The sequence below is a fragment of the Protofrankia sp. Cas8 genome (assembly GCF_963555845.1).
Lineage (GTDB): Bacteria > Actinomycetota > Actinomycetes > Frankiales > Frankiaceae > Protofrankia.
This window is the reverse complement of sequence record NZ_CAUVXI010000033.1, coordinates 22,234-34,188: the sequence shown is the minus strand read 5'-3', so window position 1 is coordinate 34,188 and position 11,955 is coordinate 22,234. Positions and strand designations below refer to the sequence as shown.

11 protein-coding genes and 1 pseudogene are annotated in these 11,955 nt (G+C 68.1%); 3 read left to right on the top strand and 9 right to left on the bottom strand.

What is annotated here, in order from left to right; translation table 11 throughout:
• Positions 1-34 precede the first annotated feature (34 nt).
• From resB to hemL, 5 genes are all read right to left on the bottom strand, one after another.
• Complete coding sequence (gene resB / locus U9977_RS07775; RefSeq protein WP_416210509.1) at positions 35-1,900, bottom strand: cytochrome c biogenesis protein ResB; 1,866 nt, start codon at positions 1,898-1,900, stop codon at positions 35-37.
• 68 nt (positions 1,901-1,968) lie between these two features.
• Positions 1,969-2,826, bottom strand: a complete 858-nt coding sequence (locus U9977_RS07770; RefSeq protein ID WP_322748509.1) for a cytochrome c biogenesis CcdA family protein — start codon at positions 2,824-2,826, stop codon at positions 1,969-1,971.
• 61 nt (positions 2,827-2,887) lie between these two features.
• Positions 2,888-3,421, bottom strand: coding sequence for a TlpA disulfide reductase family protein (locus U9977_RS07765; RefSeq protein WP_322748508.1), 534 nt, complete (start codon positions 3,419-3,421; stop codon positions 2,888-2,890).
• Between the two features lie 375 nt (positions 3,422-3,796).
• Entirely contained in the window at positions 3,797-4,453 is a 657-nt protein-coding gene (locus tag U9977_RS07760) for a histidine phosphatase family protein (protein WP_322748507.1), read from the bottom strand.
• Complete coding sequence (gene hemL, locus U9977_RS07755) at positions 4,450-5,808, bottom strand: glutamate-1-semialdehyde 2,1-aminomutase (protein ID WP_322748506.1); 1,359 nt, start codon at positions 5,806-5,808, stop codon at positions 4,450-4,452. Before hemL ends, U9977_RS07760 begins: the two co-directional genes overlap by 4 nt.
• A 597-nt stretch (positions 5,809-6,405) precedes the next feature.
• Between hemL and U9977_RS07750 the strand changes: the two genes are divergently transcribed.
• From U9977_RS07750 to U9977_RS07740, 3 genes are read left to right on the top strand one after another with little or no spacing between them, the layout of a single operon-like run.
• Positions 6,406-7,167: a PadR family transcriptional regulator gene (locus U9977_RS07750; RefSeq protein WP_322748505.1), complete on the top strand. Its 762-nt coding sequence runs from the start codon at positions 6,406-6,408 to the stop codon at positions 7,165-7,167.
• Between the two features lie 55 nt (positions 7,168-7,222).
• Positions 7,223-8,383: an ATP-binding cassette domain-containing protein gene (locus U9977_RS07745; RefSeq protein ID WP_322748504.1), complete on the top strand. Its 1,161-nt coding sequence runs from the start codon at positions 7,223-7,225 to the stop codon at positions 8,381-8,383.
• Complete coding sequence (locus U9977_RS07740) at positions 8,383-9,288, top strand: ABC transporter permease (protein WP_322748511.1); 906 nt, start codon at positions 8,383-8,385, stop codon at positions 9,286-9,288. The genes U9977_RS07745 and U9977_RS07740 overlap by 1 nt, the downstream gene beginning before the upstream one ends.
• Here the strand turns inward: U9977_RS07740 and U9977_RS26855 are convergent.
• The 4 genes and pseudogenes from U9977_RS26855 to U9977_RS07725 form a co-directional block, all read right to left on the bottom strand.
• A complete protein-coding gene (locus tag U9977_RS26855) occupies positions 9,218-9,739 on the bottom strand; it encodes a hypothetical protein (RefSeq protein ID WP_416210508.1) in 522 nt (173 codons plus the stop codon). The two genes, U9977_RS07740 and U9977_RS26855, sit on opposite strands and share 71 nt — an antisense overlap.
• Positions 9,739-10,458 (bottom strand): DUF433 domain-containing protein, encoded by a 720-nt coding sequence (locus U9977_RS07735; RefSeq protein ID WP_322748503.1) that lies wholly within the window; start codon positions 10,456-10,458, stop codon positions 9,739-9,741. Before U9977_RS07735 ends, U9977_RS26855 begins: the two co-directional genes overlap by 1 nt.
• Positions 10,459-10,606: 148 nt before the next feature.
• On the bottom strand, positions 10,607-11,008 hold the full coding sequence (locus tag U9977_RS07730; RefSeq protein WP_322748502.1) for a VOC family protein: 402 nt from the start codon (positions 11,006-11,008) through the stop codon (positions 10,607-10,609).
• 11 nt (positions 11,009-11,019) lie between these two features.
• A pseudogene (locus U9977_RS07725) lies at positions 11,020-11,779 on the bottom strand (phosphosulfolactate synthase).
• Between the last annotated feature and the right edge of the window lie 176 nt (positions 11,780-11,955).

Here is an 11,955-nt window from a genome sequence, read left to right as displayed (position 1 = left end):
TCGGACAACGCGGCAAGGCCGGAGTTGACGGGCATCACAGCTCCTGTTCGGGGGAGTCCAGCGGCCGGGGGGCACTCGCCGTGGCCGCCCGTACATCCAGGGCGATTGCCCGCAGCTCGGCCGCAAAGCCGTCGATGTCGGACCGGGACAGACCACCGATCTCGACCATGGTCACGGTAACCGCGTCGGTATCGGTGGCTACGCCGGTATCGGCATCGGCAGCCGCGTCGGCCACGGGGCGCGCCCGCACCCAGATCCGGCGTCGGCGGACCCGCATGCTCACCAGCAGGCCGGAGATGATCGCAATCGCCGCGACAAGGACCCAGCCCTTGAACGGGTCCGACTTCGTCTGGAACGTCGCGAACTCGCGCAGACCGTCGACCTCCAGCGACATCCCACCGGGCAGGCCGGTGACTGTTCGCTGACGCGGGTTGTTCAGCGCGAGCACCTGCGCCGCACGATTGTCGCCGAGTGGCCCGTTCACGCGCAGCTGGTGCATGTCACGGGTATCCAGCGAGTAGACGTTCTGCGGAATGCCCTCGTTGATGTGCAGGTTGCCGACATAGCCGGTGAGCGTGAGGCCGGGCGCATTCGCGGCCGGATAGGTCGAGACATAGCCGCGGGCCCGGTCCAGTTCGGTGGTGGGCGTGAACACGCCGCTGAATGCCAGCTGTTGGGGCTCACGCGTGGGCCCGGTCGGCGCGAGCCCGGTGTCGCCGATCTTCAAGGTGCAGGTGGACGCGAACATGGCGTCGCGGGGGGTGCACGGTTGGTAGCCCTCCCAGACGACCCCGCCTGCGCTGTTCCTCAACACGAAGTGCGGCGCGTACCCGTGCCCGATCAGGTAGACCTTTGCGCTGCCGACCGCCAGCGGATGGTTGACCCGGATCTCAGCGGTACGGGTGTGCCCGTCGAGCTCGGTAGCGTACGCGACCTTCGCGCGGAAGTCCGCGGGCTGGCCGGTCGGCTGGTAGGACGCGGTGAACTCCTCCATCGTCAGGGAGAACGGCGCTAGATCACCGACGGGGTCGACGAGCCTGCCCCGGCTGAACTGGTCGTAGGAGACCAGCGTGTTCGCGAACCCGTCACCCGTGATCACCAGGACCGTACCCTGATATCCGAACCACGAGCCCAGTCCGACCCCGACGAGCATGAAGACCAGCGCGATGTGGAAGATCAGGTTCCCCGTCTCGCGCAGGTAGCCCTTTTCCGCCGCCACGGAGAAGTCCGGGCTGCTGTCCGGACGGGTGGCGCCGTCGGCGGCGAGCGCCACCCGGAACCGCCGCCGTCGCAGGACCATCCGCGCCGCCTCGACCGCCTCCGACGGGGTGAGCGCGCTGTCCCACGACTGTCCCCCGGTCAGCCGGCTCGGCCGGGCCGGTGCCCGCGGCGGGCGGCCCACCAGTGCTCTGGCATGCCAGCGGACCCTGGCCGACAGGCATCCGATCAGAGAGATGAACAACAACAGGTAGATCGCGGCGAACCAGGGAGCACCGAATACGTTGAATGCGGACAATCTGTCCAGTGCCGGCGCAAGCGACGGATGATCACGAAAGTACTGCTCGACCTTCAGCGGGTTCAGCGACCGCTGCGGCAGCAGGGATCCGGGGACGGCGGCGAGCGCGAGCAGGAACAGCAGCAGCAGCGCGGTGCGCATGCTGGTCAGCTGATGCCAGACCTTCCGGATCGGCGCCGTCACCCGCCCGGCGGACCCGAAGCGGCGCAGGCCGCCGCCGGCGTTCCCGCCCGGCCCGCCAGCTGGCCCGGGAGGCGATCCCGCCGGCGATCCGGACGCCGTTTCCAACTCCTGGGCGTGCGCATGGTCGGCGCGTGTCCGCGCCTCGTCGCGTACCTCGTCGGGCACCGTCGTCGGCGCCGCCGCACCGATCGTCGTCGTCACCGCGGACCCTCCGCCCGTTGTCACCGCGGACCCTCCGCTCGTCGTCACCGCGGACCCTCCGCCCGTTGTCACAGCGGACTCTCCGCGAAACCCGGCGCGTAGGGGCGCGCAGCCGCGATCAAATCCGTCCAGGCACCGGTGACCTGGAGGAATCCGACAACCACAAGAAGGATGCCGCCGAAGAGGGTGAGCATCCGCGCGCGCCTGCGCACCGCCGCCAGCGCACCGGCAACCCGCCGGAACGCCAGGCCCACGATCAGGAACGGCACGCCCAGCCCCAGGCAGTAGACGGCGGAGAGAAACGCCCCCCGGCCGGCGGTCGCGCTCTGCACGGCCAGTCCGAGCACCGCCGTCAGCGTGGGCCCGAGGCAGGGCGTCCAGCCGATCCCGAACAGGACGCCAAGCAGCGGTGCGCCGACCAGGCCGGACGCCGGCAGGCGGTGGATGCGCCACTCCCGGTTGGCCAGGGGAACCCGCGCGAACGCACCGGCGAACGCCAGCCCCATGACGATCGTCACCGCGCCGAGGATCCGGCTGGCGCCGACCTGGTGCAGGGTCAACCATCGCCCCAACCCGCCGAACGCGGCACCATAACTGACGAAGACCCCGGTGAAGCCGGCGACGAAAAGGCCGGTTCCGAGGGTGACGCGGCCCACCCGTCGACGCCCGGCCCGCAACCGGGCCCAGGCCTGGGTCGGGCTGCGGGTGGCGGTCGGGGTTGCGGCTGGGGCTGCGGCTGCGGCTGGGATCAGGACTCCAGGAGCACCGATGGCGAGGTCCTCACCCGACAGCCCGGTGACGAATGACAGATATCCAGGCACCAACGGCAGCACACACGGTGACAGGAACGACAGCAGTCCGGCCGCCGCAGCGACCGGCGCGGCAAGCAGCACGGGTCCGTCGGTGACGAACGACGCGACGCTCACGCAGGTGCCCCCCGCGTCCCTGCGATGTCGTTCATGGCGGTGTCGTTCATGGCGGTGTCGTTCATGCCTGGGCCGCCAGCCTGGTGAGGACGGGCATCAGCTCGTCGGCGAGGACGCCGCCGGTGAACCGGGCCGCGAGTTGACCCTTACCGTCAAGCACGAAGGTGGACGGCAGGCCGGGCGGCACCGGCCAGCGCGCGGCGAGCGTGCCGATCCGGTCGACGATGCTGGGATAGGTCACACCGTTGTCCCGGATGAACGCCTTCGCCGCCGAGAGGTTGTCCTTCTCGTTCACTCCCACGAAGGCCACCTGCGGGTTGTCCGCGGCCATCGTGACCAGGCCGGGCGTTTCGGCGCGGCAGGGCGCGCACCACGAGGCCCAGAAGTTCACGACGACGATCCTCCCGCGGAAGCCCGCGAGGTCCAGGTCTGGACCGGCCACGGTCGGACCGGCGAGGTTTGGCGCCGGCACCCGCTTGTCGATCGGGACGAAGTCGGAGTTGGGCGCCTGCTGGACGAAGCCGAACCCGCCACCGGCGGCTTGATCCACACTGTCGGCCCCGCTGGAACAGCCTGTCACCACAGAGACCAACACACACAGCACGCTGATGACAACGAGCGACAGTCCCTTAGACGGACCGTGCCATGGAAGCTGCCCGACCTGGACAATCGACATCCTGGATGCGCCGGCCCCCACTCCTGCCGCGCTCCGTCGCTCGTCCACACCCACTCCCCTCATGTGCAGCAGATCTCCGCTGACATCGCCATCCATGACCTCACCGCTCTTGATCTACCGGTGCCGACCACGGACACGTCTACGACCAACTGTAGAACTCGACCCCAGGGTAGGTTGCAGGTGCCGCGGATGCCCAGCACCCACAGCTGTCTGAGACCCGCAGCTATCCGACACCCATGGCCACCCGACATCCACGGCCACCCGACATCCACGGCCCGTCGCCGCCGGCGACCCTCACGCGCCGGCGGAGCCGGCCCGGTGCACAGTCGGGCCGTTCGGCTCGGCATAGTCGACCCGCACCAACCGATCGCCGGCGTATACCGCCGACGTCACGCTGGCGAGCGCGCACTGGCGACGGTCCGGGCGGTGCCAGAGCCTGTTGCCCTCGAGCGCCCGGCGAGTCGTCCACACCGGTAGCTGATGGCTGACCAGGACCACCTCCCGGCCGCAGTAGGTGTCACGCCACTCGGCGACGGCGGCCAGCATCCGCCCGGCGATCTCGGCGTAGGGCTCCCCCCAGGAGGGCTCGAACGGATTGATCAGAAGTTTCCACATCCTCGGATACCGGACAAGCGCGGGCCCGGCCTCGAACGGCTTGCCTTCGAAGACGTTGCGGCTTTCAATGAGGCGGGGGTCTACCTCAACGGTGACACCGCGACACTGCGCGATCGGCTCGGCGGTCTGTCGCGCCCGCTCCAGCGGGCTCGCCACAACCGCGGCGATGTCGTGATCAACAAGGAACTCCGCCGTGACCTTAGCCTGGCGCGCGCCGGCCTCCGACAACACGAACCCCGGCAGCCGGCCATACAGAATCTTCTCGGGGTTGAAGACCTCACCATGGCGGACAAGGTGGATGGTCGTCAGCGGTGTGTCACCGCCCGTCCGCGTCATGGGCGCATCCCTCCAGCACTTGTTGCCGGCACCGGCTCGGGAACGCCGGCCGCGGCCCGCGCCGCCGCAGGCGCGGCACCGGCGATCCGTTCCACCGCCTCGTCGTCATGCGCCGCCGAGACGAACCACGCCTCATACGCGGAAGGCGGCAGGTATACCCCTGCGTCCAGCATCGCATGGAAGAACGCCGCGTACCGGGCACTGGACTGGGTCCGCGCCCCGGCGTAGTCGACGACGGACGGCACGTCGGTGAAGAACACGCTGAACAGGGAGCCGGCGCTACTGGGCAGGTGCGGTACGCCCTGCTCGGTCAGGGCCGTCGACACGATCCCGGCGACGTCGCCGGCGCGCGCGTCCACCGTCGCGTACACATCCGGGCCGCACGCTCGAAGCGTGGCGAGACCGGCGGCAACGGCAAGCGGATTACCCGACAGCGTCCCGGCCTGGTAGACCGGCCCGGCCGGGGCAAGCTGCGCCATCACCTCAGCCCGGCCACCGAAGGCCGCCGCTGGCAGCCCACCGCCCATGACCTTGCCGAAGGTGAACAGATCCGGCGCCCATCCCTCGATTGCGCCCTCGACCCCCCACCAGCCGGCCGGGCCAATCCGAAAGCCGGTCATCACCTCGTCCAGAATGAACAACGCCCCGTGGCTGTCGCAGAGCCGACGCAACCCGGCGTTGAAGCCCGGCAGCGGCGGGACAACCCCCATGTTCGCCGCTGCGGCCTCGGTGATGACAGCGGCGATCTCGCCGGGATACTCGGCGAACGCCGTCTCGACCGAACCCAGATCGTTGTAGGGCACCACGATCGTGTCCGCGGCGGTGGCGCTGGTGACACCCGGAGTGTCCGGTAGGCCAAGGGTGGCCACGCCCGATCCGGCGGCGGCAAGCAGCGCGTCGACATGACCATGGTAGCAGCCGGCAAATTTTATGATCTTCGAACGCCGGGTGAAACCCCGCGCAAGCCGCAACGCGCTCATGGTGGCCTCGGTCCCGGAGTTGACCAGCCGGACCTGCTCGACCGGTGCCACCCTGGACACGATCTCTTCGGCCAGGTCGACCTCGCCCGGGCTCGGCGTGCCGAAGCTCGTGCCCCGCGACGCCGCCACCGCAAGGGCCTCGACGACCGCCGGATGGGCGTGACCCAGGATCATCGGACCCCAGGAGCAGATCAGGTCGACGTACCGGCGACCGTCCGCGTCGGTGAGGTACGCACCATCCCCGGACACCATGAAGCGCGGTGTGCCGCCCACCGCTCGAAACGCCCGAACCGGCGAGTTGACCCCACCAGGGATGACTCGCTGTGCGCGACGGAACAACTCCTGAGAGGCCGGAGCCTCGGATCCGACTGGCATGCCACCGATCCTCGCAGGTCCACACCGCACTCCGCCGGTGCGCCCACGCCGTTACCATCTGCGACCGCACGGGAGGAGCCGCCGGTGGGCGGGGGCTGACCCAGCCGCCCACCGGCGACAGTTCGGTGCGCGGACCACCAACCGCCCGGAGGACCAGAGGGCGAGCAACGATCGTCAGATCGCGCGCCCGGAGGCCGTCGTCCCCGGATGCCGTCGCCCCCAGAGCACCGGCGGTTGGAAGCCGGCGCGGGTGCGCCGCCGAGCCCACCCGCGCCGGTTGTGTCACGACGCACTTGTGAGCATGCCGCAGCCAGCCGCTCGGCGCTCGGCGTAGGGCGTCACGCGACCGGTGTGTCCGGTTGTTGCCACACCAGGCGGCACCTGCGTTCGCGGCTTCGGCCTCTTCGAGCGGGTGCGCCTCTGGAGCCTTTCGAGAGTCGGCCGTCTGGTCCAGCGAACACGCCGTAGTGCGACCCGGCGGCCGTCAGCTGCGGCCGACAGTGGCCGCTGACCACTGGAAGTAGCCATCCGATTGACAGTCGGCGTCCACTTACCGGATACTCGTAGCCGAGTACTCGGAGTCGGGATGGTGAGAGCATGACCCGTCAACGGACAGCAAACATGTTGGCACTGGCCGTACTTGCGCTGCTCAACGAACGACCCATGCATCCGTACGAGATGTCGACTACTATGCGTGAGCGACACAAGGAAAACAGCATCAAGCTGACCTACGGCTCGCTCTACACCGTGGTGGACTCGCTGGCCCGTGGCGGGTACATCGCGGCCCGGGAGACCGTTCGCGAAGGCCGACGGCCCGAACGGACCATCTACGAGATCACCGCATCCGGCCGCACCGAGCTCTACGACTGGATGTCCGAGCTTGTCAGCACACCCGCCAAGGAGTACCAGCGCTTCGAGGCGGCACTGTCCATGCTGGCTGTGCTCACACCCGACGACGCCGTCCGGCTGCTCACCGAACGCCGCAGCCGGCTCATGCTCCAGATCGAGCACACCCACGCGGGTGAGGCCTTCGCTGTCCGCGAAGGCCTGCCCCGGTTGTTCACGCTGGAGAGCGAATACGTCAACGCGCTGGCCGAGGCCGAGCTCCGCTACGTGGACGAACTCATCCGGGCGATCTCCGGACGGACCCTGGACGGCATCCATATCTGGGATGCGATCCACACCCGCGAGACCGACCCGGAAAGGATCCGCGACGTCGTGGTCCGCGCACTGCAGGCCGGTGGCCACACGGGATTAGCGGCCGAATCCGTCCTGAACACGGCTGAACGGGCGATCGCCGCACAGGGCAGCCCGAACGCCTCCGAAACGGACGACTCCGCGCAGTCGTCCCAGGTGTGAACCGCCACGTCCGTCACCCGTCAGCCCACAGGTTCAGGAACGTCAGGGGGACCCGATGACCTCAAGTCCGGCTCCGGCGCAGGCCGCGGCGCCGTCCGAGCGCTCCACGGCAGCGCTGGCCCCGCCAGCCGACCCCGTCGAGCCTACGATCACGGCAACCGACCTGGTCAAGACCTACCGGGGTGGTGTCCGGGCACTGGGTGGCCTGAGCTTCAGCGTCGCCCCCGGCACAGTGTTCGGTCTGCTGGGACCCAACGGTGCCGGCAAGTCCACCACAGTGAAGATCCTCACCACGCTGTCACGTCCTGACTCCGGTGCGGCCACGGTCGCCGGGCTCGACGTCCTCGCCCATCCCGGCCAGGTGCGGCAGGCGATCGGGGTTGTCACGCAGCGTTCCGGTATCGATCTGGAAGCGACCGGGCGGGAGAACATCGCGCTCGCGGCGCATCTGCACGGGCTTCCCCGCGCCGGGCTGACCACCCGGGTCACCGGCCTGCTCGAACGGTTCGAGCTGAGTCAGGCTGCCGACCGGCCGGCACGCACCTACTCCGGCGGGATGCTGCGAAAGCTCGACGTGGCCGTCGGCCTGGTCCACCGGCCCAGCGTGCTGTTCCTCGACGAACCCACCACCGGGCTCGACCCGCACGCACGCGCACAGATGTGGGACGAGATCGGTTCACTCGCGGCGGACGGGCTGACGATCCTGCTCACCACCCACTACCTGGAGGAGGCCGACCGGCTTGCATCCAAGGTCGCCATCATCGACGACGGCCGCATCCTCGTCGAAGGCAGCCCGGACGAGCTCAAGAGCGAGCTGCGTGGTGACGCCGTCCACCTGGAGCTCGCGACCGTTGCCGACACCGCTCTCGCGGACCGGGTCACCACGGCTCTGAACGAGGTCCCCGGGGTCGGCGAAACCACGGTGGACGGCCGGGAGGTCCACAGCCGGGTGGCCGACGGCGCGTCGTCGCTGCCCGCCGTTTTCGCCGCACTCGACCGGGTGGACGTCACGGTCATCGCCGCGACGATCGCCCGACCGTCGCTGGACGACGTCTACCTGCGCCATGTCGGTCGCCGCTTCATGGCCACCGGCGAGCCTGCCCCGCGCACGGACGATGCTGCTCCGCGCGCGGACAATGCTGCTCCGCGCGCGGACTACGCCAGGGGAAACGACGTCCTTCTCCCGGGCGTCCAGGAAAAGAAGGACGTGGCGTGATGTCAGGCAGCGCGGCCACCGGCGCCGGTACCAGCACGGCTATCGCGGACAGCACCACCCGGCCCGGCCTGTCGGCGGACATTCCGGTACCCCGGCCGGGATCGGTGCCGGCATCGGCGACTGAGTACGCGGCCTCCGCAGGCCGCCAGCTGCGCTGGTTGACCGTACGGCACCTGCGCGCCATGCTGCGCCAGCCGGCATACCTGGCGATCACGATCGTGCAGGCCGTGGTCTGGCTGCCCCTGTTCGGCTCACTGTTCCGTCGGGTCGTCGATGTCCCCGGCTTCGGCGGCGGGTCCTACTTCGATTTCCTGACCCCGGGCGTCGTGGTGATGAGCGCCCTGTTCTCGGCTGGCTGGTCCGGGATGAGGGTCATCATCGACATCGATCGCGGCGTGATGGATCGGATGCTCACGTCCCCGGTCCGGAAGTCAGCACTGATCAGTAGCGCGCTCGTCTACCAGACGGTCGTCACCGCCATCCAGTCGATCATCATCATGCTGCTCGGCTGGGCCGTCGGGACCCACTACCGCAACGGACTGGTCGGCCCGGCCGTCCTGCTCAGCGCCGCGTCGCTCGTCGCGGTCACGGTCGCAGCCTTCTCCCACGCGCTGGCCCTGATCGTGCGCAAGGAGGACGCCCTGATCGCGGCGGTGAACTTCGCCATCCTGCCGTTGACGTTCATGTCATCAGCCATCATGGCCCGCAACCTCATGCCCGGCTGGATGCAGGTCATCGCGCGGGTCAACCCGGTGGACTGGGCGGTCAGCGCCGCCCGCGAGGCCGGCTCGACCGACCCGGACTGGCTGACGGTCAGCATCTATCTGTGCTGCCTCACCGCGCTGGCGACGATGGCCGGGATGCTCGCCACCCGCGCCTTCGACGCCTACCGCCGCTCCCTGTAGGACGACCTGGTTTTTCTTCGATGGGACGTTCCCCTGATCTGGCCGCTTCCGCGGGTACCCGTCCCAATGGGGCCGAAGGGCGCGCGATCATTATTCGCGGCGCGGCGCCCGCGGCGACGATCGCATCACGATTGTCGATCAGTCGCTGGGCCATCTCTGGACCGGACAGGTTCTGCCGAGTGATGTAGAAGCAGCGAGCAGCGTGTTGCATGACGGCTGCCTTCTCGGTGGGTCTGCGTCTGATCCTCTCGTCTTTCATGAACCCGATCCAGCCGAGCCGAGCGGTATCGGTGAGCCAGGTGACGTCGTCAACCTTCTCGTCCTGCGGGATGCCATAGTGCTCGGCGAGCGTCGTCAGCTCGATGCCGGCTTGCCGCAGCAGCCGAGGGACTGTGATGCGACCGAGGCTACGGTCGACGAAGACGTGGGGAAGCCCCTCGGGATGTGCCACTAGGCAGCGGGTTTGCTGGCGATCCGTACGGCGTCTTCCAGCTCGTCCGGGGGGACGCCGAACTCTTCGGCGACCTCCGCGAGCTGCTCGCCGGCGTGGAACCGTCCCAGGACGTCTTCGAGCCTGGCTCCGCCACGGGAGAAGATCGGCTGACCGAACCCGCGACTGGGGTCGACCACAATCTCGGCGTGCTGGTACTCGGGCAGGCGAATGAGCCGGGCATAGCCATCGGGCGCGAAGTCGACGCGCTGCAAGTAGGCATCGACGACATCCCCGAACACCCGCTGGCCTTTGCGCACGGCTACCAAGTCCCGCGCACCCCGCGCTTCGGGCGTATCGCCCTGGCTCTCGGCGAAGTCGTAGAGCACCTCTGCGCCGTCGGTGTAGAGGGCCTTGGACGCAAGGACGTGCTCGATCCCGAGCTCCTCGGACAGGCGGGTGAGAGCGGGCCGGATGCGCTGAAGCGGCACACCTGCGCGCCGGATCGCCGCGAGCACCAGGCCCTCGGCAAGACCGATGAACGGCACCACGGCCTCGCCGTGCTCCGGCGTCGAACACGCTGTGACAATCGGCTCACCGCGAACCGGAGACCGTCCCGGCCGCTGGCGTATGTACCCATATGCCCACGTCGTGAAGGTCGAGGTCGGCACCCGCAGGTACCGGCCGGCCTCGGCGACACTGTACAGGGGCACCTCAAAACGATCAGCCTCGTTGACCACAGTTCACCTCCTCCGAACACGACAGTCTGCCACTTGTCAACCACTCCCGACCAGAACAGAACGAGTGCGATGTCGCATATTATTGACCATTAACGCCCGAATGCTCCGATCAGGGGTCCCGGTAGCCGACGACACGACCTCCTGAAGATCAGTACATCATCCGCGGGTCGACATAGTGTTTGAATTCGAGCAGGTTGCCCGACGGGTCGCGCAGCACCACGGTCCGATGCTCTTCGACCAGCCCGGCGAAACGTACCTGTTCGGGCTGGAAGACCGCCACCTCGCGCAGTTCGACCAGGCGCAGCAGTGCGTCGAAGTCGGCACCGTCCCGGAATGTCACGCCGAAATGGCGCGGGTACAACGTCGCCTCGCCAGGCTCATAATCAGGAGTGAGGTGGCAGACAAGCTGGTCGCCGAAGAAGTCGAGCGTGATCCGGTCGGAATAACGGCGGGCGAGCCGGCAACCGAGCAGGTCCACATAGAATCGCTGCGCCGCCGCCAGGTCCATCACGGGAATGGCGAGATGAAAGACATCGGCGGTGTTTCGCACGGCCCGCTCCTCTACTCGAAGGCCAGCAGCGTGTCCGAGCGGAGCCCGAGCCGCAGGGTCTCCAGGCCCACGACGTCGGCGGCGTGCACGTTTCCGAGGTTGACATCCGGACCGACCCGGCGGATGAAGTGGGTCTGCAGCGTCTTGGTAGGCGTCTCGAACACCAGTCGATCGACTGGCACGCCGGAGTCGAGGATGTCCTCGATCAGACCGAACCGCAACTGCCCGTCCGGCCGGCAGATTCCGCTGGTCCCGGTCTCACGTGCTTCCAGGATCACCATCTGGGCGCCGGCATGCAGGTCGGTCCGAATGGCGGCGATCCACCGGGACGGCGACTGACGCTCGGAACGTTCGGCATCCTTGAATCCGACCTCGCTCAGCACGACGAATTCGTCGGCGAGTTTGGCAACGTAGCTCGCCTTCTCCTCGACACCGAGGTCGATGGTCCCGTTCGACACCTCCACATACCGACAGCCCTGCTCGCGACACAGCTCCCGGAAATCGTCGAAACGACCCTGTAGAATGTGCTTTTCCAACACCGCCGAAGAGGAAGTCGATACCCAGGCCGCGCAGACAGGCGATCTTATCGGCCATCCCAGCTGTCACGAGCGACGTACCCCAGCCGAACTTCACCAGGTCAATATGATCGCAGAAGCTGGCGACGGCATCGCGGAAATAGCCTGTCGGCAGGCCGTTGTCGATCACTATCGTGATTCCACGGGAACGTGGCTTCGGCTGGCGTGCAGGCAGAGTGAGAGCACTGGTGATCATAACGGCCACCTCCTGGAGCGGCACCTGACTGGTCCGGGGATCCAGCGTGCGGGATGAAATCACCACGCACACCAAATACCACCCCTACCCTTCCACCACCACATGAGAACGGCTTTAATACCAGCTGTGGAATCGCTGAGAGATCGGGGCAGGCGGCGAAATTTTACCATCCATGC